The organism is Streptomyces chlorus, from assembly GCF_042655885.1.
Classification (GTDB): Bacteria; Actinomycetota; Actinomycetes; order Streptomycetales; family Streptomycetaceae; genus Streptomyces; species Streptomyces chlorus.
Window position 1 is genome coordinate 86031 of the sequence record NZ_JBHSOA010000070.1, and the last position, 22719, is coordinate 108749.

At 71.6% G+C, this 22719-nt stretch carries 18 protein-coding genes; 10 read left to right on the forward strand and 8 right to left on the reverse strand.

Annotated elements, in window-relative coordinates; translation table 11 throughout:
- Positions 1-6: 6 nt before the first annotated feature.
- Entirely contained in the window at positions 7-3519 is a 3513-nt protein-coding gene (gene metH / locus ACFPZI_RS28545; RefSeq protein WP_381368821.1) for a methionine synthase, read from the reverse strand.
- A gap of 315 nt (positions 3520-3834) precedes the next feature.
- On the opposite strand from metH, the gene ACFPZI_RS28550 reads away from it, so the two are divergent.
- The 6 genes from ACFPZI_RS28550 to ACFPZI_RS28575 all read left to right on the forward strand — a co-directional run bounded on the left by ACFPZI_RS28550 (position 3835) and on the right by ACFPZI_RS28575 (position 11141).
- A complete protein-coding gene (locus ACFPZI_RS28550) occupies positions 3835-4599 on the forward strand; it encodes an IclR family transcriptional regulator (protein WP_381368823.1) in 765 nt (254 codons plus the stop codon).
- A gap of 418 nt (positions 4600-5017) precedes the next feature.
- The gene (locus ACFPZI_RS28555; RefSeq protein ID WP_381368826.1) at positions 5018-5812 is read left to right on the forward strand and encodes an MIP/aquaporin family protein; all 795 of its coding nucleotides are present in this window, start codon (positions 5018-5020) and stop codon (positions 5810-5812) included.
- An 86-nt stretch (positions 5813-5898) separates the two neighbouring features.
- Positions 5899-7458: a glycerol kinase GlpK gene (glpK, locus tag ACFPZI_RS28560; RefSeq protein ID WP_381368829.1), complete on the forward strand. Its 1560-nt coding sequence runs from the start codon at positions 5899-5901 to the stop codon at positions 7456-7458.
- 29 nt (positions 7459-7487) lie between these two features.
- Positions 7488-9104, forward strand: a complete 1617-nt coding sequence (locus ACFPZI_RS28565; protein WP_381368832.1) for a glycerol-3-phosphate dehydrogenase/oxidase — start codon at positions 7488-7490, stop codon at positions 9102-9104.
- Between the two features lie 179 nt (positions 9105-9283).
- Positions 9284-9973, forward strand: coding sequence for a FadR/GntR family transcriptional regulator (locus tag ACFPZI_RS28570; RefSeq protein WP_381368835.1), 690 nt, complete (start codon positions 9284-9286; stop codon positions 9971-9973).
- Positions 9974-10154: 181 nt separating this feature from the next.
- Positions 10155-11141 carry a PAC2 family protein gene (locus tag ACFPZI_RS28575; protein WP_381368838.1) on the forward strand — a complete coding sequence of 329 codons (987 nt, stop codon included), beginning with the start codon at positions 10155-10157 and terminating at the stop codon, positions 11139-11141.
- An 87-nt stretch (positions 11142-11228) separates the two neighbouring features.
- Here ACFPZI_RS28575 and mshC read toward each other — a convergent pair whose 3' ends face one another.
- The 4 genes from mshC to ACFPZI_RS28595 all read right to left on the reverse strand — a co-directional run bounded on the left by mshC (position 11229) and on the right by ACFPZI_RS28595 (position 14816).
- The gene (mshC, locus tag ACFPZI_RS28580; protein ID WP_381368840.1) at positions 11229-12458 is read right to left on the reverse strand and encodes a cysteine--1-D-myo-inosityl 2-amino-2-deoxy-alpha-D-glucopyranoside ligase; all 1230 of its coding nucleotides are present in this window, start codon (positions 12456-12458) and stop codon (positions 11229-11231) included.
- Between the two features lie 208 nt (positions 12459-12666).
- Entirely contained in the window at positions 12667-13464 is a 798-nt protein-coding gene (locus ACFPZI_RS28585) for an SCO1664 family protein (RefSeq protein ID WP_381368843.1), read from the reverse strand.
- Positions 13461-14051, reverse strand: coding sequence for a DUF3090 domain-containing protein (locus ACFPZI_RS28590; RefSeq protein WP_381368846.1), 591 nt, complete (start codon positions 14049-14051; stop codon positions 13461-13463). The genes ACFPZI_RS28585 and ACFPZI_RS28590 overlap by 4 nt, the downstream gene beginning before the upstream one ends.
- A 78-nt stretch (positions 14052-14129) precedes the next feature.
- Entirely contained in the window at positions 14130-14816 is a 687-nt protein-coding gene (locus tag ACFPZI_RS28595) for a histidine phosphatase family protein (protein WP_381368849.1), read from the reverse strand.
- A 110-nt stretch (positions 14817-14926) separates the two neighbouring features.
- Between ACFPZI_RS28595 and corA the strand changes: the two genes are divergently transcribed.
- Positions 14927-15922 carry a magnesium/cobalt transporter CorA gene (corA, locus tag ACFPZI_RS28600; RefSeq protein WP_381368851.1) on the forward strand — a complete coding sequence of 332 codons (996 nt, stop codon included), beginning with the start codon at positions 14927-14929 and terminating at the stop codon, positions 15920-15922.
- Between the two features lie 58 nt (positions 15923-15980).
- Here corA and ACFPZI_RS28605 read toward each other — a convergent pair whose 3' ends face one another.
- Together ACFPZI_RS28605 and ACFPZI_RS28610 are read right to left on the reverse strand one after the other, a co-directional pair.
- Positions 15981-16769: a ferritin-like domain-containing protein gene (locus ACFPZI_RS28605; protein ID WP_381368987.1), complete on the reverse strand. Its 789-nt coding sequence runs from the start codon at positions 16767-16769 to the stop codon at positions 15981-15983.
- 291 nt (positions 16770-17060) lie between these two features.
- Positions 17061-18116, reverse strand: a complete 1056-nt coding sequence (locus ACFPZI_RS28610) for an LLM class F420-dependent oxidoreductase (protein ID WP_360044433.1) — start codon at positions 18114-18116, stop codon at positions 17061-17063.
- Positions 18117-18343: 227 nt separating this feature from the next.
- Between ACFPZI_RS28610 and ACFPZI_RS28615 the strand changes: the two genes are divergently transcribed.
- Both ACFPZI_RS28615 and ACFPZI_RS28620 read left to right on the forward strand, forming a co-directional pair.
- On the forward strand, positions 18344-19330 hold the full coding sequence (locus tag ACFPZI_RS28615) for an aldo/keto reductase (RefSeq protein ID WP_381368854.1): 987 nt from the start codon (positions 18344-18346) through the stop codon (positions 19328-19330).
- A complete protein-coding gene (locus ACFPZI_RS28620) occupies positions 19327-21579 on the forward strand; it encodes an ATP-binding domain-containing protein (protein ID WP_381368857.1) in 2253 nt (750 codons plus the stop codon). Before ACFPZI_RS28615 ends, ACFPZI_RS28620 begins: the two co-directional genes overlap by 4 nt.
- Positions 21580-21693: 114 nt before the next feature.
- On the opposite strand, the gene ACFPZI_RS28625 is transcribed toward ACFPZI_RS28620, so the two are convergent.
- Positions 21694-22383, reverse strand: coding sequence for a hypothetical protein (locus tag ACFPZI_RS28625; protein ID WP_381368859.1), 690 nt, complete (start codon positions 22381-22383; stop codon positions 21694-21696).
- 47 nt (positions 22384-22430) lie between these two features.
- Between ACFPZI_RS28625 and ACFPZI_RS28630 the strand changes: the two genes are divergently transcribed.
- Positions 22431-22619: a DUF5703 family protein gene (locus ACFPZI_RS28630; protein ID WP_055574802.1), complete on the forward strand. Its 189-nt coding sequence runs from the start codon at positions 22431-22433 to the stop codon at positions 22617-22619.
- Positions 22620-22719: the final 100 nt, after the last annotated feature.

The window sequence follows — 22719 nt, forward strand, 5'->3', positions numbered from 1 at the left end:
CCTGGGTCAGCGGGCGTTGAAGTACTTGGCCTCCGGGTGGTGGATCACGATGGCGTCCGTGGACTGCTCTGGGTGGAGCTGGAACTCCTCGGACAGGTGGACGCCGATGCGTTCCGGCCGGAGCATCTCGGCGATCTTGGCGCGGTCCTCCAGGTCGGGACAGGCGCCGTAGCCGAGGGAGAAGCGGGCGCCCCGGTACTTCAGGGCGAACACGTCCTCCATTCCGGCCGGGTCCTCACCGGCGAAGCCGAGTTCGGAGCGCACCCGCGCGTGCCAGTACTCGGCGAGCGCCTCGGCCAGCTGCACGGACAGTCCGTGCAGTTCGAGGTAGTCGCGGTAGGCGTTGGCCTTGAACATCCGCGCGGTCTCCTCGCCGATGCGGGAGCCGACGGTGACGATCTGGAAGCCGACGACATCGGTCTCGCCGGACTCCTCCGGGCGGAAGAAGTCGGCCAGGCACAGCCGGCGTCCGCGCCGCTGGCGCGGGAAGGTGAAGCGGGTGCGTTCGTTGCCGGCCTCGTCCAGGACGATCAGGTCGTCGTCCTTGGAGACGCACGGGAAGTAGCCGTACACCACGGCCGCCTCGAGCAGGTTGTCCGTCTGGAGCCGGTCCAGCAGGCCGCGCAGCCTGGGCCGGCCCTCGGTCTCCACGAGCTCCTCGTACGTCGGCCCGTCGCCGGCGCGGGCCTGCTTCAGGCCCCACTGCCCCTTGAACAGGGCGCCCTCGTCGAGCCAGGACGCATACTCCTTGAGCTGGATCCCCTTGATCACCCGGGTGCCCCGGAACGGGGGTTCCGGGACCGGGTTGTCGACGGCGACGTCCGAGCGGACATGACCGGCCTCGGGGCGCTCGTCGATCTCCACGGTGGCTGCGCGGACCCGGCGCTGCCTCAGCTCGGGCAGCTGGGCGCCGGGCACACCGCGCTTGATACCGATGAGGGCGTCCATCAGGCGCAGGCCCTCGAAGGCGTCGCGGGCGTAGCGGACCTCGCCCTGGTAGATCTCGTGCAGGTCCTGTTCGACGTAGGCGCGGGTCAGTGCGGCGCCGCCGAGGATCACCGGGTAGTCGGCGGCCATGCCGCGCTGGTTGAGCTCCTCCAGGTTCTCCTTCATGATCACCGTGGACTTCACCAGCAGTCCGGACATGCCGATGACGTCGGCCCTGTGCTGGTCGGCGGCGTCCAGGATCGCCGAGACGGGCTGCTTGATGCCGAGGTTGACCACGTTGTAGCCGTTGTTCGACAGGATGATGTCGACCAGGTTCTTGCCGATGTCGTGCACGTCGCCGCGGACGGTGGCGAGCACGATGGTGCCCTTGCCGTCCTCATCGGTCTTCTCCATGTGCGGTTCCAGGTGGGCGACCGCGTTCTTCATCACCTCGGCGGACTGGAGCACGAACGGGAGCTGCATCTGGCCGGAGCCGAACAGCTCGCCGACCACCTTCATGCCGTCCAGCAGAGTGTCGTTGACGATGGCGAGGGCCTTGCGGGTCTCGAGCGCCTGGTCGAGGTCGGCCTCCAGACCGTTGCGCTCGCCGTCGATGATCCGCCGCTTGAGGCGCTCGTCCAGGGGCAGCGAGGCCAACTCCTCGGCCTTGTCGGCCTTCAGGGACTTGGCGGTGGCGCCCTCGAAGAGCTGCATCAGCTTCTGCAGCGGGTCGTAGCCCTCGCGGCGCCGGTCGTGGATCAGGTCGAGGGCGGTGGTGACCTCCTCCTCGCTGAAGCGGGCCATGGGCAGGATCTTCGACGCGTGCACGATCGCCGAGTCCAGGCCCGCCTTGACGCATTCGTCGAGGAAGACGGAGTTGAGCAGAATGCGGGCTGCCGGGTTGAGGCCGAAGGAGATGTTCGACAGTCCCAGGGTGGTCTGCACCTTGGGGTGGCGGCGCTTCAGCTCGCGGATGCCCTCGATGGTGGCGGTGCCGTCCTTGCGGGACTCCTCCTGGCCGGTGCAGATGGTGAAGGTGAGGCAGTCGATGAGGATGTCCTCCTCGTGGATGCCCCAGTTCCCGGTCAGGTCGGCGATCAGGCGCTCGGCGATCTCGACCTTCTTCTCGGCCGTGCGGGCCTGGCCCACCTCGTCGATGGTCAGCGCGATCAGCGCCGCGCCGTGCTCCCTGGCCAACTGCGCGACGCGCGCGAAGCGGGACTCGGGGCCGTCGCCGTCCTCGTAGTTCACCGAGTTGATGACCGCCCGGCCGCCGAGCTTCTCCAGACCGGCCCGCAGGACGGGGACCTCGGTGGAGTCGAGCACGATCGGCAGGGTGGAGGCGGTGGCGAACCGGCCGGCCAGTTCCTTCATGTCGGCGACGCCGTCGCGGCCGACGTAGTCGATGCACAGGTCGAGCATGTGCGCGCCCTCACGGATCTGCTCGCGCGCCAGTTCCACGCAGTCGTCCCAGCGACCCTCGAGCATGGCCTCCCGGAACTTCTTGGACCCGTTGGCGTTGGTGCGCTCACCGATCGCGAGGTAGGAGGTGTCCTGGCGGAAGGGCACGCTCTGGTAGAGGGAGGCGGCGCCCGGCTCCGGCTGGGGGGTGCGCTCGGGCGGGGTGACGTCCCGTACTCGTTCCACGAGCTGCCGCAGGTGCTCCGGGGTGGTGCCGCAGCAGCCGCCGACCAGGGACAGGCCGTAGTCGCGGACGAAGGTGTCCTGGGCGTCGGCCAGGCCCTCGGGGCCGAGCGGGAAGTGGGCGCCGTCCTTGGTGAGGACCGGCAGGCCGGCGTTGGGCATGCACAGCAGGGGGATGCGGGAGTGCCGGGCGAGGTAGCGCAGGTGCTCGCTCATCTCGGCGGGGCCGGTGGAGCAGTTCAGGCCGATCATGTCGATGCCGAGCGGCTCCAGCGCGGTGAGCGCGGCGCCGATCTCGGAACCGAGGAGCATGGTGCCGGTGGTCTCGAATGCCATGGAGGCCAGCAAGGGCACCTCGACGCCGGTCGCCTCCATGGCGCGGCGGGCGCCGAGGATCGACGCCTTGGTCTGGAGCAGGTCCTGGGTGGTCTCGACGATCAGTGCGTCGGCGCCGCCCGCGAGCAGGCCCTCGGTGTTGGCCTGGTAGCCGTCGCGGATCGTGCCGTAGCCGATGTGGCCGAGGGTCGGGAGCTTGGTGCCGGGGCCGATCGAGCCGAGCACCCAGCGGATGCGGCCGTCGCGCGCGGTGTGCTCGTCGGCGACCTCGCGGGCGAGGCGGGCGCCCGCCTCGGAGAGCTCGTGCACACGGTCGGCGATGTCGTACTCGGAGGCGGCACTGTGGTTGGCGCCGAAGGTGTTGGTCTCGACGCAGTCGACGCCGGCGTCGAAGTACTCGGAGTGGACCGAGCGGACGATGTCCGGGCGTGTCAGGTTCAGGATCTCGTTGCAGCCCTCGAGGTCCTCGAAGTCTTCGAGCGTGGGGTCCTGCGCCTGGAGCATGGTGCCCATCGCTCCGTCGGCGACCACCACTCGGGTGGCGAGGGCCTCTCGGAGCGCGGACACACGGGTCCGGCTGTCGGCGGAAGGGGTCAGCGGCAACGAGGCCATGTCAAAGGGCTCCTCAAATGCGACGGCTGTCGGCTTTGCGGCTGTCCGGAACGATCTCCGATGGAACCTCCCGGGCAGGGCACGCCGCCAGCGTAGCCGGGACCGCTCCCCGATGTTCGGGCCGTCCACAAGCCGGACCATGATGAACGGGCCCCGGTGTCCCGCGTTCGGGTGACGCGACGGACGACACCGCGGTTCTCGGCCGATGACGGCGGATCGTTGGCGGGAGGTCGGCGTCGGACGATAGTGTTCGGCATTGCCGAACAGTGGCAGCGTCGCAGGGCGGCGGTCGAGGGGATCGGAGACAGCACGGCGATGGCACGGAACATCCAGTCGCTCGAACGGGCGGCAGCGATGCTGCGCCTGCTGGCGGGCGGCGAGCGGCGGCTCGGCCTGTCGGACATCGCCTCGTCGCTGGGCCTCGCCAAGGGGACGGCCCACGGCATCCTGCGCACCCTCCAGCAGGTGGGCTTCGTCGAGCAGGACGAAGCCTCCGGGCGCTACCAGCTGGGCGCGGAACTGCTGCGCCTGGGCACCACCTATCTCGACGTGCACGAGCTGCGGGCGCGCGCCCTGGTATGGACGGACGACCTGGCCCGTTCCAGCGGCGAGAGCGTCTATCTGGGGGTGCTGCACCAACAGGGCGTGCTGATCGTGCACCACGTGTTCCGGCCCGACGACAGCCGGCAGGTCCTGGAGGTGGGGGCCATGCAGCCGCTGCACTCCACGGCCCTGGGCAAGGTGCTTGCGGCCTACGACCCGGTGGCCCACAGCGAGGCCCTGGAGGCCGACCGCGAGGCGTTCACCGACCGCACGGTGTGCGATCCGGACGCCTTCGAGGAGATCCTCGACGTCACTCGCGCACACGGGTACGCGGCGGACGTCGAGGAGACCTGGGAGGGCGTGGCCTCGATCGCGGCCCCCGTCCACGACCGGCGGCGCATGCCGGTCGGCGCGGTCGGCGTCACGGGGGCGGTGGAGCGGCTGCAACAGGGCGGCGAGCTGCGTCCGGAGCTGATCGCTGCGGTCCGGGACTGCGCCCGCTCGGTGTCGCGGGACCTGGGCGCCCGCCGCTTCTGAGCGCGGCGCGGGCGCGCCGGCCGGGCCCGGCAGACCCCGTGGGTCACAGGCGAGACCCCAGCCGGACACCGTGCGGTACCGGTACGACGGACACATCACGAGACCCGGGCCGGGACGCCGTACGGCGTCCCGGCCGTCGTCGTACTCCGCGGCGGACAGTCGGGACACACCCATGGATCGCTTCCGGAGACCGACATCCCGGGGCAACCGATAACGATCGCACTTTCGACTGCCAAACCCTTGACGCACACGTGAGGGCGGAGAAAGACTCCCGCCCATCGGTCGGCATTGTCGAACACCTACCGGCACTACGCGTTAGGGTGCGACAAGGATCGGCATCGCTCTCACCACTGAGGGCGCCCATCCCCGGTGGGACCCGGGGGTCGGCTTCCCTGGACGAAGGACAAAGGAGTCGCGGGTGTCCAGCTCCGACATCTTCATCGGCGAGACCATCGGTACCGCCATACTCATCCTGCTCGGCGGCGGTGTGTGCGCCGCCGTGACCCTGAAGGCATCCAAGGCCCGCAACGCCGGCTGGCTCGCCATCGCCTTCGGGTGGGGTTTCGCCGTCATGACGGCGGTGTACATCTCCGCTCCGCTCTCCGGAGCCCACCTCAACCCGGCCGTGACCGTGGCACTCGCCATCAAGGACGGCGACTGGAGCAACGTTCCGGTCTACTTCGCCGGAGAGTTCCTCGGCGCGATGATTGGCGCCGCGCTGGTCTGGGTGGCCTACTACGGCCAGTTCCAGGCGCATCTCACCGACAAGGAGATCGTCGGCGACCGGGGCACGCAGGCCGCCGGCGCCAAGGCGGTAGAGGCCCAGGAGAAGGGCGCCGGCCCGGTGCTCGGCATCTTCTCCACCGGCCCGGAGATCCGCAACGCGGTGCAGAACCTCGCCACGGAGATCATCGGCACCTTCGTGCTGATCATCGCCGTGCTCACGCAGGGCCTGAACGACGCGGGCAACGGCCTCGGCGTGCTGGGCGGTCTGATCACGGCCCTCGTGGTCGTCTCCATCGGTCTGTCCCTCGGCGGGCCGACCGGTTACGCGATCAACCCGGCACGTGACCTCGGACCGCGCATCGTGCACGCCCTTCTGCCGCTGCCCGACAAGGGCGGCTCCGACTGGGCCTACGCCTGGGTCCCGGTGGTCGGCCCGCTGATCGGCGGCGCCCTCGCGGCGGGCGTCCACACCATCGCCTTCGCCTGAGGGTGACCCCGCCGCCACAGAACCCCCAGTCTTGTAGAAGCGCCGTACGTACAGCCCCGTACCCAAGGAACCTCCAGGAGCACACAGTGACCGACGACCACACCGCCGGCATCGCCTCCCACGGCCACGGTCCGTTCATCGCCGCCATCGACCAGGGCACGACCTCGTCGCGCTGCATCGTCTTCGACCGCGACGGCCGCATCGTCGCCGTCGACCAGAAGGAACACGAGCAGATCTTCCCCAAGCCGGGCTGGGTCGAACACGACGCCACCGAGATCTGGACCAACGTCCAGGAAGTCGTCGCCGGCGCCATTGAGAAGGCGGGTATCACCCGGGACGACATCAAGGCCATCGGCATCACCAACCAGCGCGAGACCACCGTGCTGTGGGACAGGAACACCGGTGAGCCCGTCCACAACGCCATCGTCTGGCAGGACACCCGCACCGACGCCCTCTGCCGCGAGCTCGGCCGCAACGTGGGGCAGGACCGTTTCCGCCGCGAGACCGGTCTCCCCCTCGCCTCCTACTTCGCCGGCCCCAAGGCCCGCTGGCTGCTCGACAACGTCGAGGGCCTCAAGGAGCGCTCCGAGGCGGGCGACATCCTCTTCGGCACCATGGACACCTGGGTCATCTGGAACCTGACCGGCGGTGTGGCCGGCGGCAAGCACGTCACCGACGTCACCAACGCGTCCCGCACGATGCTGATGAACCTGCACACCATGCAGTGGGACACGAAGATCGCCGAGTCCATCGGCGTCCCGACGGCGATGCTGCCCGAGATCCGCTCCTCCGCCGAGGTCTACGGCGAGATCAAGGGCGGCAGCCTGGGCGACCTGCTCGGCGGCATCCCGGTCGCCTCCGCACTCGGCGACCAGCAGGCCGCCCTGTTCGGCCAGACCTGTTTCGCCGAGGGCGAGACCAAGTCGACGTACGGCACCGGCACCTTCATGGTGATGAACACCGGCGACAAGATCATCAACTCCTACAGCGGGCTGCTGACCACCGTCGGCTATCAGATCGGCGACCAGAAGCCGGTCTACGCCCTCGAGGGCTCCATCGCCGTCACCGGTTCGCTGGTGCAGTGGATGCGCGACCAGATGGGCCTGATCTCCACCGCCGCCGAGATCGAGACCCTCGCGCTCTCGGTCGAGGACAACGGCGGTGCCTACTTCGTACCGGCCTTCTCCGGCCTGTTCGCCCCGTACTGGCGCTCCGACGCCCGCGGTGTGATCGCCGGCCTGACCCGGTACGTCACCAAGGCGCATCTCGCGCGCGCCGTCCTGGAGGCCACCGCCTGGCAGACGCGGGAGATCGCCGACGCCATGACGAAGGACTCCGGGGTCGAGCTGGCCGCCCTCAAGGTCGACGGCGGCATGACCTCCAACAACCTGCTGATGCAGACCCTCTCGGACTTCCTGGACGCACCCGTGGTGCGCCCCATGGTCGCCGAGACCACCTGCCTCGGCGCCGCCTACGCCGCCGGCCTCGCCGTCGGCTTCTGGAACAACACCGACGACCTGCGCGCCAACTGGCGCCGGGCCGCCGAGTGGACCCCCCGCATGGACGCGGAGATCCGCGACCGTGAGTACAAGAGCTGGCTCAAGGCCGTCGAGCGGACCATGGGCTGGCTCGCCGACGAAGACTGACACAGCCTGACGAGGAGCAAGAACCCGACATGACCACTCAGTCCACCCTGCAGTCCGTGCCTGCCCTGGGGACGCGCCCGGCTTCCAGCTCGAACCCGAGCCGGGCCGAAACCCGGGAGCAGCTCTCCAAGGCGTCGTACGACCTTCTCGTGATCGGCGGCGGCATCCTGGGCATCTCCACCGCCTGGCACGCCGCGCAGTCCGGCCTCAGGGTGGCTCTGGTCGACGCCGGTGACTTCGCCGGCGCCACGTCCTCCGCCTCCTCCAAGCTTCTCCACGGCGGTCTGCGCTATCTGCAGACCGGCGCGGTGAAGCTGGTGGCGGAGAACCACTTCGAGCGCCGTGCGATCTCCCGCCAGGTGGCACCCCACCTGGCGAACCCGCTCACGTTCTACCTCCCCGTGTACAAGGGCGGGCCGCACGGCGCGGCGAAGCTCGGAGCGGGTGTCTTCGCGTACTCGGCCCTGTCCGCCTTCGGCGACGGTGTGGGCCATCTGCTCTCCCCCGCCAAGGCCGCGCGGGACGTGCCGGAGCTGCGCACGGACAACCTCAAGGCCGTGGCCGTGTACGGCGACGACCAGATGAACGACGCGCGGATGGCTCTGATGACGGTCCGCGCGGCGGCCGAGTCGGGCGCGGTCGTCCTCAACCACGCCGAGGTGACCGGTCTGCGGTTCACCAGGGGCCGGGTGACCGGTGCCGAGCTGCGCGACCGGCTGTCGGGCGACGAGTTCGGCGTCGACGCCCGTCTGGTGCTGAACGCGACCGGGCCCTGGGTCGACCGCCTGCGCCGGATGGAGGACCCGAAGGCGGCGCCGTCCATCCGTCTGTCGAAGGGCGCGCACCTGGTGCTGAAGCGGACCGCCCCGTGGCGGGCCGCGCTGGCCACACCGATCGACAAGTACCGCATCACCTTCGCCCTCCCCTGGGAGGACATGCTGCTGCTCGGCACGACCGACGAGGAGTTCGAGGGCGACCCGGCGGATGTCGCGGTCACCGAGAAGGACACCGCCCAGATACTCGACGAGGCCGCGTTCTCCATTCGCGACCAGCAGCTGGACCGTGACCTGATCACGTACTCCTTCGCCGGCCTGCGGGTGCTGCCGGGCGGCCCCGGGGACACCGCGAAGGCCAAGCGCGAGACGGTCGTCAGCGAGGGCCGCGGCGGGATGCTGTCCGTCGCGGGCGGCAAGTGGACCACCTTCCGCCACATCGGCCGCACGGTGATGCGCAAGCTCCAGGAACTGCCCGGCCACCCGCTGGGCGACGACTTCGAGCCCGTGGCGGCGCTGCCGAGCAAGCTGCCGCTGCCGGGGGTCGCCAACCCGCGCGCGGTCGCCCACCGGCTGCTGGTGGACGGCCCCGCGCCCGGCCCGCGCATGGCTGCGGACACCGCCCGGCACCTGGCCACCCACTACGGTTCGCTGGCCTTCGACATCGCCCGGCTGGCCAACGACGACCCGTCGCTGGCCCGGCGTGTCCACCCGGACGCGCCGGAGATCTGGGCGCAGGTCGTCTGGGCCCGGGACCACGAGTGGGCCGAGACGGCGGACGACGTGCTGCGCCGCCGTACGACGCTGACGATCCGGGGACTGGCCACGGACGAGGTCCGTGCGGAGGTCCAGGACCTGCTCGACAAGAAGTGACCGCACCGGCCACCGGTCCTGCCCGCGCGGGAGCGGTCCTCCCTCCGGCACGGGGACGGTGACGCGAAGGGGTGACTCCGGACCGGTCCTGCGGGCCGGCGGAGTCGCCCCTTCCGGCTGTGGGACCTGCCCCCCGGGGCCACGCATAATGCCCCGGACACATCGGACGTCTGTTCCCAGTGGATCCGCAGGGAGTCCGGATCGCGGTCACCGACGAGGCGATCGAGAAGATCAAGGGGATGATCGTCGCCGGCACGTGCGTCCCGGCGATCGGCTGCCCAAGGAGCGAACTCGCCGCCGAACCGGGGCTGTCGCGCAACTCCCTGCGGGAGGCGGTGCGCGCGCTGTCGCTGATCCGGCTCCTGGACGTGCGGCAGGGTGACGGCACGTACGTCACCAGCCTGGATCCGCACCTGCTGCTGGAGGCGCTGAGTTTCGTCGTGGACTTCCACCGGGACGACACGGTCCTGGAGTTCCTCGCCGTGCGCCGCATCCTGGAGCCGGCCGCGGCGGTCGCCGCGGCCACCCTGATCAGCGAGCGGGAACTGGACGCGCTGTCCGAGCAGTTGGACAGGCTGGGCCCCGAACCGTCGGTGGAGGCCCTGGTCGCCGCCGATCCGGACTTCCACCGGGGCATCGCGCGGGGCTCGGGCAACCCCGTGCTCTGTTCCCTGCTCGAGGGTCTGTCCGGCCCCACCACCCGGGCCCGCGTCCGGCGGGGGCTCGCCCAGGAGGACACCGTCGGCCGGACCCTGCGCGAGCACCGGGCCATCCTGGCGGCCCTGCGCGACCGGGACGCGGAGGCGGCGCGGTCGTGGGCCACCGTCCACATCGCGAGCGTCGAGCAGTGGCTGCGCTCCACGCTGTGAAGGCCCGCCGTCCGCGCCGTGAGCGGGCGGCCCTTCCGGACAGCTCGGATCAATGCGGGGTGTCCCCCGGCGTCTGCCGGGGCAGTGTTGGGGCATTCCCCCTGCGAGGGGGCTGCGGGCGTTCCCCCGGCACGCCGTAAGGTTGGGGCGTACGCGAGGGCACGTCGGAAGGAGGCGCTGGGTGATCGAGCTCGAGGGGGTTCCCGAGCTGATCGACCCGGTCATGGTGGCCGCGTTCGAGGGCTGGAACGATGCCGGCGACGCCGCCTCCACCGCGGTCGCGCATCTGGACAGGGAATGGAAGGGCGAGGTGTTCGCGGCGCTGGACGCCGAGGACTACTACGACTTCCAGGTCAACCGGCCCACGGTGTTCATGGACGGCGGTGTCCGGAAAATCACCTGGCCGACGACGCGGTTGTCGGTGGTCCGGGTCGGTGGTGACAAGCCACGCGATCTGGTGCTGGTCCGCGGGATCGAACCGTCCATGCGCTGGCGCTCGTTCTGCAACGAGCTGCTGGGCTTCGCCCATGAACTCGGGGTGGAGCTGGTGGTCGTCCTGGGCGCCCTGCTCGGTGACACTCCACACACCCGTCCGGTCCCGATCAGCGGGACCACGTCCGATCCGGACCTGGCCCGCCGCATGGACCTGGAGGAGACCAAGTACGAGGGTCCCACCGGGATCGTCGGTATTCTCCAGGAGGCGTGCACGCACGCGGGCGTCCCGGCGGTGTCGCTGTGGGCGGCGGTTCCGCACTACGTGTCGCAGCCGCCCAACCCGAAGGCGACGCTGGCCCTCCTGAACCGGCTGGAGGACCTGATCGACGTGCGCATCCCGCTGGGCGAACTGTCCGAGGACGCGCGCGCCTGGCAGGTGGGCGTGGACCAACTGGCCGCGGAGGACAGCGAGGTCGCGGAGTACGTCCAGTCACTGGAGGAGGCCCGGGACACGGCCGAGCTGCCGGAGGCGTCGGGCGAGGCGATCGCCCGCGAGTTCGAGCGCTATCTGCGGCGCCGTGACGGCTCGTCCGGCCCGCCGCAGCCCAGCGGCCACGCCACTGCCGACGGCGGGGACGGCCCGTCGTTCCGGCGGGACACGCCGGGCGGCCGGCCCCGCCCGCCGAAGTCGCCGAAACCGGACACGGACGGCGAGGACCCCTCGGAGGACTAGAGGATTCCTCGGAGAACCAGAGGGCCACACGTGCAGGAGTGGGGCGCCCCGTCGGTGGACGGGGCGCCCCACTGCGTTCTCGGTCGCTTACAGCGCCACGCCGAGCAGGGCGTCCACGGCGCGGGAGACGACCCCGGGCGCGCCCATGTCTGTGCCCCCCTGCTGCTCCTGGGCCACGGCCCAGCGGTCGACGGCGGTCAGCGCCGCCGGGGCGTCCAGGTCGTTGGCCAGGGCTTCGCGGATCTCGTCCACAAGCGCCTCGGCGGACGGGCCGTCGGGGCGGGAGACGGCGGCCCGCCAGTGCCCGAGCCGCGTCACGGCGTCCTGGAGGACCTGGTCGGTCCATTCCCAGTCCGCGCGGTAGTGGTGGGCGAGCAGCGCCAGCCGGATCGCCGCCGGGTCCACGCCGCCCTGCCGCAGCCGGGACACGAAGACCAGGTTGCCCTTGGACTTGGACATCTTCTCGCCGTGCAGGGCGACCATCCCGGCGTGGACGTACGCCTTGGCCATGGGGAACTCGCCGGTGAGCACCTGGGCGTGCGAGGCGCCCATCTCGTGGTGCGGGAAGACCAGGTCGGAGCCGCCGCCCTGGACGTCGAAGCCCATGCCCAGGTGGTCGAGGGCGATGGCCACGCACTCGATGTGCCAGCCCGGACGGCCCCGGCCCAGCGACCCGCCGTCCCAGCTGGGCTCGCCCTCGCGGGCGGCCGACCAGAGCATCGGATCGAGGGGGTTCTTCTTGCCCGGACGGTCCGGGTCGCCACCGCGTTCGGCGGACAGCAGCCGCATGGCGGCCGCGTCGAGACGCGAGACCTGCCCGAAGTGGGGGTCGGCCTCGACCGAGAAGTAGGTGTCGCCCTCGAGTTCGTACGCAGCGCCGAGATCGCACAGCCGTTCGACGAGCGGGACGATGCCGGGTATCGCCTCCACGGCGCCTATGTACTGCCGCGGCGGCAGCATCCGCAGGGCCGTCATGTCCTCGCGGAAGAGCTGGGTCTCCTGCTCGGCGAGCGCGGCCCAGTCGACACCGTCCCGCTCGGCCCGCTCCAGCAGCGGGTCGTCGATGTCGGTGACGTTCTGGACGTAGTGAACCTGCCGCTTGGTATCGAGCCACACGCGCTGCACGAGGTCGAACGCGTTGTACGTCGCCGCGTGTCCGATGTGGGTGGCGTCGTACGGGGTGATGCCGCAGACGTAGATACGGGCTACAGGGCCGGGGTCGAGTGTGATCGGGCCCCCGGTCGCGGTGTCGTGAATCCTCAGGTCGCGTCCCTGACCGGGCAGGGCGGGGACCTCGGAAGCGGGCCAGGCATGCATGTCATGAGCGTAACCGGACCATGGTCCAGGACACGAACCGGAGCAGGCCGGACGGCCGGGAAGGCACTCTTGCGCATCACCGCCGAACGTGCAGGTGGCGCGCGGGCGGAGGGTGTGCGGGGCCGTCCCCACCCGGCCCGGGCGCGGGTCGGACCGAGGCCGGGCCTGGGTCGGACCACCGGACCCGGGCCGGACCACCGCGCTCGGGTCAGACCGGCGGCCAGGGGATCGCCGGCCAGTCCCCGCCGGGCTCGGGATGGGTGCCGGAGGTGAGGAGGGACGCCACACGCGCGCGGGTGGCTTCGATCTCGGCGGGGGTGATCAGCGGGGCCAGCGAGGCGGCCAGCGGGCCACCCTCGGCGAGTGCCTTCCCGAGGGCCTCGAGGACCTCGCGCGCCTCCCCCGTCAGGGGCTCCCCCGCCCAGCCCCACAGCAGGGTGCGCAGCTTGTCCTCGACGTTGAAGGTGACGCCGTGGTCGATGCCGTGGAGCCGGCCGTCCCGGGTGGGCAGGAGGTGCCCACCCTTGCGGTCGGCGTTGTTGATCACCGCGTCGAGCACGGCCAGCCGCCGCAGCCGCGCGTCATCGGCGTGCACGAGCAGCGCGGTGCGTCCCTCGCCCACCTCGGCGAACCCGATCGCCTTCCAGCCGGGTGCGGGTTCCTCCCGGTCGACCAGGGCGAGGAGTTCCGTGTCCGGGGCGGTCTCGATCCACAGCTGGCACATGCCCTCGCCGTGCGGCCCGTCCCGCAGCACGGTGGGCGGCACCAGTCCCCAGCCGGTCGCCTCGGAGACCAGGTACGCCGCGACCTCGCGCCCGGCGAGCGTCCCGTCCGGGAAGTCCCACAGGGGCCGCTCCCCCGCGACGGGCTTGTAGACACAGGCGGCCTCGCGGCCCTCGTGGGTCACGGTGCAGTACAGCGCCGCGTTCGACGCCTCACGGATGCGGCCGCGCACGGTCAGCTCGCCCTCGGCGAGCAGCACCGCGGCGGGGTCCGCGGTGGTCACGCCCCGCGTCGGTATCCGTTCTGGCGCGGACACACATGTCCTTCCGGGTCGAGGGGGAGGCTGCACAGCGGGCACGGCGGCCGGCCCGCGTTGACGACGTCGAGAGCGCGCTTGGCGAAGGCACGGGCCTGGACGCCGGTGAGCCGGACCCTGAGCATCGGGGGCCCGTTCTCCTCGTCCTGGAGCAGCCGCTCCTCCGCCTCGGCGAGGTCCTCCTCGGATTCGGCGTCCAGTTCGACGAGCGCCTGCGCCTCGACGATCATGCACTCCTCCTCGCCGTCCCAGGCGAGCGCCATGGTGCCGACGCGGAACTCCTCCTCCACGGGGGCGTCCAGCGGGGCGGTGTCGGCGATCTCGTTCGGTGCCACGGCGGGCACGGCCGCGCTGCCGCCGCTACGGCGTACGACCTCGTCGAGCAGTTCGTCCATGCGCTCGGCGAGTGCGGCGACCTGGGTCTTCTCCAGGGCCACGCTGGTCACCCGGGGGCCGGCTGAGGCCTGGAGGAAGAACGTACGGCGCCCTGGCAGTCCGACCGTACCGGCCACGAAACGTTCCGGTGGGTCGTAGAGGAACACCTGACGGGACACGTCCTGTCTCCATTGAGAGTTGTGGGTACCTGTATCCACGGCGCTGCCGCGTCGGCTTCACCCTACTGCGGCCGACGATCACGGTGCGCCCGCGCCGCCCCCCACCGGGGCGTCGTCGGAGGGCGGCTCGTCGCGCGGTGCCAGGGCGGCGAAGTCGCCGGTGTCTCCGAGCCGCACGAGGTAGGGGCGCAGCCGCGTGTACCGGATCGCGGTGACGGAACACGGATCGACGGAAATCCGCTGAAAGAGGTCCAGATGAAGTCCGAGTGCTTCGGCGACGAGGGATTTGATGATGTCCCCGTGCGAACACATGAGATAGACGGCGTCGGCGCCGTGCTCGCGCTCCACGCGCGCGTTCCACTCGCGCACCGCCTCGGCGGCGCGTGTCTGCATCGCGCGCATGGACTCCCCGCCGGGGAAGGCGGCGGCCGACGGATGGGCCTGGACGACCTCCATGAGGGGCTCGTCCTTCAGCTCGTCGAGCTTGCGGCCCGTCCAGTCGCCGTAGTGGCACTCCCCGATGCGGTCGTCGGTGTGGGCGGTGAGGCCGGGCCGGGCGTCCAGGAGCGGCCGGATCGTCTCCTGGCAGCGCTGGAGGGGACTGGCGACGACCTCGGAGAGGGGCAGGGCGGCGAGTCGTCCGGGCAGGGCCGCGGCCTGCGCGGCCCCGCGTTCGTCGAGGGCGACGCCGGGCGTCCAGCCGGCGAGCAGTCCCTCGGTGTTGGCGGTGGATCGTCCGTGCCGGACCAGGAGCAACGTGGGCATGCGGCCCAGGGTAAGCGCACGCGCGGGTGCGTGGCCGGGTGCGTCGCAAGGTGTGCTGTCCGGTGCGCTGCCGGATGCGTCGTCCGGCCGGTGAGGGGAGGGTGCGCTCCGTGATCGTCGACTGTGCCGTGTACCGGGAGGGGTGCCGGTCGGAGGAGCCCGCCGGCCCCTCCGACGCGCTCGAGCAGGCGCGGACCTCGGGGGGCTTCGTCTGGATCGGGCTGCACGAGCCGACGGCGGACGAGTTCGGCCTGGTCTCGCAGGTGTTCGGGCTGCATCCGCTGGCGGTCGAGGACGCCCTCAAGGCGCATCAGCGGCCCAAGCTGGAGGTGTACAACGACTCGCTGTTCATGGTCCTCAAGCCGGTCGTCTACGAGCCGAGCAGCGGCACCGTCTCCACCGACGAGATCATGATCTTTCTGGGGGACGCGTTCGTGGTGACCGTCCGGCACGGCGAGGACTCCCCGCTGAACGCCGTACAGAGCCGTCTGGAGCACCAACCGGAAATACTGGGCAAGGGGCCGACGTCGGTGGTGTACGCGATCGCCGACGCCGCCGTCGACCACTATCTCGACGTGGCGACCGAGCTGCAGACCGACCTGGAGGAGCTGGAGACGGAGGTCTTCTCCCCGGACGTCGCGGGTACGCGGCACACCGCGTCCCGGATCTACACCTTCAAGCGGCAGATCCTGGAGTTCCGCCGGGCGACGGGGCCACTGACGGCGCCGATGGCGCGGCTGGCGGGGACGGGCGCGTTCGGTGCGGCGGTTCCCTTCGTGGCCAAGAAGGCGCGGCCCTTCTTCCGTGACGTGCACGATCACCTCACGCGGGTGAACGAGTCCGTGGAGGGCCTGGACCGGCTGGTCTCGGACATCCTCTCGGCGCATCTGGCCCAGGTGAGCGTCCGGCAGAACGACGACATGCGGAAGATCTCCGCGTGGGCGGCCATGGCGGCAGTTCCCGCGATGCTCACGGGGATCTACGGCATGAACTTCCGGCACATGCCGGAGCTGCGGTGGGAGTGGTCCTATCCGGCGGTGATCCTGGTGATGGCCATGCTGGAGGTGCTGCTGTACCGGCTGTTCAAGCGGCGCGGCTGGATGTAACGGGCGGGCGGCCGCGTCCGGCTCCGTCCGCGGCTCCGTCCGCGGCTCCGTCCGCGGCTCAGGCGAACTCGGGCGCCGTGCTCGCCGGGCCGCCCAGGGCGTTGCGGCGGTCCGGCATCCGCAGCGAGACCATACGGCGCCAGCCGCCCAGGCGTTCGTAGACGTACACCGCGTGGATGCCGGCCGCCAGGAGTGTCGCCCTGGCCCTGGACCAGCCGAGGATGCGGCCCATCCGGTCCATCACCGCGAGGCTGACGTCCCGGTAGACGCGGATCTCGGCGAACGCGCTCGCGCGCAGGATGCGCTGGATGGCGCGGCCGTGTCCGGCGTAGGCGAAGCGCAGCAGTTCCTCGTGGCAGTAGGCGAGGTGGTTGTCCTCGTCGCCGGAGATCATCCTGACGGCGCGGCCGAGTTCGGGGTGGTCGGAGAAGTGCTTGCGGAGCAGTTCCATCTGCTCGGACGCGCGCTGTTCGGTGACCCGGCTGTGGACGAGGTAGGTGACGATGTCCTCGACGGTGAGCGGCTCGTCGCGCCTGAGCTTGTCGTGCGCCAGACCGATACCGCCCCGCTCGAGGAGCATCGTGTAGTCGGTCTCGGGCGGGACGTGGACGGGCCGCACACCACGCTTCTTCATCAGGGCGTTGAAGATGCGGCCGTGCTTGTCCTCGTCGGCGCCGTGCCTGGTGATCTTCGGGACGAGCGCCCGCTGGGACTCGGGGACCAGCGCGGCGATCCGGGCGTTCTCCCAGCCGCCCTGGGACTCCCCGCTGGCGGCGATGGAACAGAACAGCGCGAAGGACTCGTCGTCGTCGAGGATCTCCTGGAACAGACTCTTGGCCGAAAGCATCATGGGCCCCTCTCCGCAAAAATTCTCCGCGGTTCCGCGGTCATCGGTCCGCGGTGGTCCGAAGTGGTCCGCAGAGAAGGAGTCAAATGCGGGGAGGGGCGTACGGCAACAGGGATGGCCGACAACTGCGCCGAACGGAGGACGGGCGAGGGGGCGCCGGGGCGTAACCGAGGGGGCCGCCGGGCGTTGTTGTGGGTGACGGCCGTGGCGGGGAAGACCCCCGAGCCCCCACCACGGCCGTGGAATTTCTCGCGGGCAGCCCCGCGGCCAGTCGCAGCCCCGCGGGCGGTCCTATGCGAGGCCGGCGCGTTCCAGAGCCTCGGTGCCGGCGCGCAGCGACGCGAGCCGCTCGTCGAGGGTGAAACCGGCCGGGGCAAGGGTGAGGGTGGTGACCCCGGCCGCCGCGTAGGCCTTCATCCGGTCCGCGATGCGGTCCACGGAGCCGAGGAGCGTCGTGGAGTCGATCAGGTCGTGCGGTACGGCCGCGGCGGCGCCCTGCTTGTCGCCGGACAGGTACTTGTCCTGGATCTCGGCGGCCTCCCGCTCGTAGCCCATGCGCCCGGCGAGCTGGTTGTAGAAGTTCTGCTTGCGGCTGCCCATGCCGCCGACGTACAGCGCGGTGTAGGGGCGGAAGGTGTCGGCGAGGGCGGTGACGTCCTTGTCGTCACCGACGGCGAGGGGCACTGTGGGGCAGATGTCGAAGCCGTCGAGGGTCTTGCCCGCCTTCTCGCGGCCCGCCCTCAGGTAGGTGACGGCGGTGTCCTCCAGATGGTCGGCGGAGGGGAAGATCAGCAGGGCGCCGTCGGCGATCTCGCCGGTCTGCTCGAGGTTCTTCGGGCCGATCGCGGCGATGTAGAGGGGAATGTGCTCGCGCTGCGGGTGCACGGTGAGCTTGATGGGCTTGCCGGGGCCGCCGGGGAGGGGAAGCGTCCAGTGCTCGCCGTCGTGGGTGAGGCGCTCGCGCGTCATGGCCTTGCGGATGATCTCGACGTACTCGCGGGTCCGGGCGAGCGGCTTGTCGAACTTGACGCCGTACCAGCCCTCGGAGACCTGCGGGCCGGAGACGCCGAGGCCGAGGCGGAACCGGCCACCGGAGAGGGAGTCGAGGGTGGCGGCCGTCATCGCGGTCATCGCGGGCTGGCGGGCCGGGATCTGGAAGATGGCCGAGCCCACATCGATGCGTTCGGTCTGGGCGGCGACCCAGGTGAGCACGGTGGCGGCGTCGGAGCCGTATGCCTCGGCCGCCCAGCAGACCGCGTACCCGAGGCGGTCGGCCTCCTGTGCCACGGCGAGGTTGTCCGCGTCCATTCCGGCGCCCCAGTAGCCGAGGTTGATCCCGAGCTGCATGGCCGTCTCCCCTTACCGATCAGTAACGTCGCTTGTGCGGAGACCCTATACCGCGGGGGCCGGGCGGGGCGGGCGTCGGTGCTCACGGCCTTCGTACCGGGCGGGGCCGTGCGGCCCGGGACCTGGGGCCTGGGGCCCGGGATCTGGGGCCCGGGGCCTGGGGCCTGGGGAAATCCGTTGTCCACAGGTACCCACACCACAAGGTCTGGCCAGTAATCTCGGCGTTCATGGAGCAGAGGCATCTCGGCCGTACCGGCCTGCGCGTGTCCCGGATCGGCCTCGGGACCCTGACCTGGGGTCGGGACACCGACGAGCACGACGCCGCGGACCTCTTGAAGACCTTCTGGGAAGCGGGCGGGAACCTCGTCGACACCGCCGACGTGTACGGCGACGGGGAGGCCGAGTATCTGCTCGGGCAGCTCATGGACGGGCTGGTGCCGCGCCGGGACCTCGTCATCTCGACCAAGGCCGGCAGCGTGCCGGACCCGGACCGCAGGGTCGACGGCTCACGCGGTCATCTGCTCTCCGCGCTGGACGCCTCGCTCGCACGCCTGGGCACCGATCACGTCGACGTGTGGCACATCCACTCCTACGATCCCGCCACCCCTCTGGAGGAGACGCTCCAGGCCCTCGACATCGCCGTCGCCAGCGGGCGGGCCCGCTATGCCGGCGTGTCCAACTTCTGCGGCTGGCAGCTGGCCAGGGCGGCGACCTGGCAGCTCGCCGCGCCCGGCTCGCGGGCTCGGCTCGCGAGTACCCAGATGGAGTACTCGTTGCTCCAGCGGGGCGTGGAGCGGGAGGTGCTGCCGGCCGCCGTCGACACCGGGATCGGGCTGCTTCCCTCGTCACCGCTCGGGCGTGGCGTGCTGACCGGCAAGTACCGGGGCGATGCCATGCCACCGAACTCGCGGGGCGCCTCCGAGCATCTGGCGCCGTTCGTGGAGCCGTATCTGGACGACACGGCGAGCAGGATCGTGGACGCGGTGACGACGGCGGCGGACGGGCTCGCCGTGACCGCGCTCCAGGTGGCTCTCGCGTGGGTGCGGGACCGGCCGGGCGTGACCGCCCCCGTCGTCGGCGCGCGCAACGCGCAGCAGCTCACGGCGGCGTTGTCAGTGGAGGCCCTTAGTCTTCCTGACGAGATCTGCCGGGCGCTCGACGATGTGTCGGCGCCCGTGCACCGCTATCCCGATCACGACTGGAGCACGCTGTGAGCACGGAGCCGCCCGAGACCACGGAGGACGCCGAGCCGGGGACACCGGGCGAGGCCGCGGACACCCCGGAGACCGCGGCGACTGCGGCGACCTCGCCCGGGACCGCCCCGGATGCCCCCGCGAAGACGGAGGGCGCGGAGGCGGAGGGCGGGCAGGCGTCCGAGGCCGAGGCCGAGTTGCTGGCGCAGCGGGCCGAGCGGGAGCGGATCGAGCGGCGGAAGGCGGAGCGGCAGGGGCCGATCGAGGCCGGCGGCAAGCTGAGCGGCACGGCAGCCGATCTGCTCGCCGCCGTACGGGCTGTGGAGAGCGGCGAGAAGCCGGCGGCCGCGGTGTTCGAGGAGGCCCGGCCCGCGCCGCGGCGGCCCGCTCCCGACCCGGTGCGGCCGGCGCCGTCGGTGACCGTCGAGCCGGCCCCCGCCGACGGCGTGGTCACGGCCGTACGCGGGGTGCTCACCCAGGGCGGCGCGCCCGAAGGGCTCGCCGCGCAGGCTGCCGATGTGCTGGGCGAGGGAGCCGCACAGGCGTTGCGGGCCGATCCCTGGCTGCTGTTGCGGGTGACGGGTGTGCGGCCCGAGCAGGCGGACGGCTTCGCCCGGGCACTGCTCGGCGGTGAGGCCGGGCCGGGCGACGGGCGACGGGAGCGGGCGGTCACCGGATGGCTGCTGGAGCAGGCCGCGGCGGCCGGGCACACCGCCCTGGAGATGTCCGCGCTGACCACCGCGCTGGCGCGACAGGGGGTACCGGATCCCGAGGAGGCCGTGCAGGCCGCGATCTCCGACGGTGACGTCCTGGTCTTCCAGGACCCGCTGCCGGAGACGGGCGCCCCGGCACCGCAGCGGGACGGCGCCGGGGACGGCGCGGACGGCGCTGAGGAGGAGCGGCCCGTCAGGGTGCTCCTGGGGCTCGAGCGGTATGCGATGGCCGAGGAGAGCCTCGCCGACGGGCTGGCCCGGCTCGTCAACTCAGCTCCCCAGCAGGACGATGCGGAGTGGGAGCGGGCCGCCGCCTCGGCGGGCGGGTCCGCGGGAGAGCTGATCCGCGCGGTCGCCGGTCATGGGCTGGTGCTGCACACGGGCGGGGAGGCGTCCCTCGCCGAGCCGGCGGCTCTGCTCCGGGCGGCACACGGTCTCGGACTGCGCGCCTGGGCCGCCGCCCACACCCCGGTCGGGCGTGCCCGGTTCGCGGCCCTGCTGGAGGGCCTCACGGCCGGGAACACGGACACCGGGGGCACGGACACCGGGGAGACGAACGCCGGCGTCACCGCGGCGGGAGACGAGAGGGCCGAGGGCCCCGGGGTCGCCACCCTCGCCGGGCTGCTGTCCGGCGTCGAGGGGCCGGGGCGGGACGCCGACGGGGCGCTGCTGCTGGACCTGCTCGTCGTGCTGGACGCTCCCCAGCTGGACGTCGAGGCGGCCGCGCTGGTCACGGAGTCGCTGCCGGACGGCTCCCGGCTGCTGCTGGCCGGGGATCCGGGCGTGCTGTGGTCCGTCGGTCCGGGGCGGGTGTTCGCCGATCTGCTGACTGCGCGCGCGTGTCCGCAGATCGCCTCCCGGCGGCCGGACCCCGGGCCGCTGGGCGAACTGGTCTCCGGTATCGGGGTCGGTGAGCTGAACCAGGTGGCGGCCCCCGGCAAGGAGGTCGTCATCGTGCCGGTGCGGGACCCGGGCGAGGCCGTGCACCGGACGGTGCAGCTCGTGGTCGACTCGGTGCCGCGCGCGATCGGGGTACCGGCGGAGGAGACGCAGGTGATCACGCCGGGGCACGGGGGTGCGGTGGGCACGCGCGCACTGAACGCGGCGTTGAAGGAGCGGCTGAATCCGGGACCGGGGCGCTTCGGCGGGTTCGACCCGGGCGACCGGATCGCCTACTCCCCCGCCCGGGGGCGTACGGTGCCGGGCCGAGTGGTGAAGGCCGACGCAGCCGGGCTGCACCTATCCTGCGCGGGCGAGGCCGTCGTCGTACCGCAGGAGCGGGTGGAGCAGTCGGTACGGCACGGCTGGGCGCTGACGGCACATCAGGCGGTGGGGGGCCGGTGGCCGGCCGTGGTCGTGGTCCTGCCCGGCGATGCCGTGCAGGCGCTGAGCCGGCCCTGGGTGTACACGGCGTTCAGCAGGGCGGACCGCCATCTGTCCGTGGTGCACGGGGTGGAGCAGGCGCTGCCGCGTGCCGTGGCGGAGGTGGCGGCGAAGCCCCGGACGACCCGGCTGCCGGTACTGCTGGCGCCGCAGGTTCCGGCAGCGGCCGGCTGACCGCGGACGCCGCCCTCAACGGTGCCGGCGGTGGCGGTGGCACCGCCGGTGCCACCGCCGATGCCGCTCTCTCCGCCACCGTCACCCGTGCCGTCGGCGCGGCTCCGGATGCGATCAGCGGTCGGTACCGAGGGCCGGAACCGACCCGTCCTCGAGGTCGTCGTCGAGGTCGTCCACATCGTCGTCGGGGTCCTCGTCGAAGACGGCGCTGACGTCGAAACGGCACACGACCTGCGCCGGGTCCACCTGCTCGAACGGCGCCTCCAGCCATTCACCGGGTTCCGTCGGTTCGTCCGATGCCGTCACCCAGAGCGTGGAGTCGCCCTCCTCCAGGCCGAACTCCTTGTGCCGGGAGGCGATCTCGTCCGGTTCGTACTCCCCGAACAGGAGGCCGAGCGCGCCGTGGACGGTACCCGAGGTGTTGGAGGTGTCGGCGGCATCGGAGATGTCGTCGTCCGCCGCCTCGATCCGCTGCGCGTGCGCCAGCAGCCGCTGCGGCTCCGCGACGGCGTAGTCGCGGCGGATCAGCACGCTGAGCCCGCTGGGCTCCTCGGGCCCGGTGTAGGGCGGCAGTGCGTCCTCGGCCGCGGGGATCTCGAAGGGGGTCACCTCGTCGTAGCGGTCGTAGAGCAGTTCGTCGTACGACTCGGCGGCCACGGCCAGCTCGTTGAACGCCTCGTAGACGGCCGGGTCGTCCTCCCCCGACCGGCGTTCGACCGCGGCCAGGTGGCGGTCGAGCGCGGTCTTGACCGCCTCGGCGGCGGCGCGTACCTCGGCAGCGGTGGGCTGCGCAGCATCAGACATAGTGCAGACGCTATCCGTACCGGGGCCCAGCCCGCACAATAGATGCAATGCCGGAATACGAATTTGTCGACGTGTACGTACCGCGCGGGGTCTCCCGCAAGGAGGCGGCCCGTCTGCTGACGGACCACGCGGAGTACGGTCACTGGGAGTTGGACCGATTGCGACTGCTGCGCGACGGGAGCCGCAAGGTGCGGCTGCGGCGGCGGATCATCCGCCAGGTGCGCGCGACCTGGTGAGCTCGGACACACCGCCGACCGGTACGCCTTCACCCACGGAGCGGCCCCGACGCAGCCGGGTCCGCTCCGCACGACCGGTGCGGGCCGCTGTCGCGGCCGG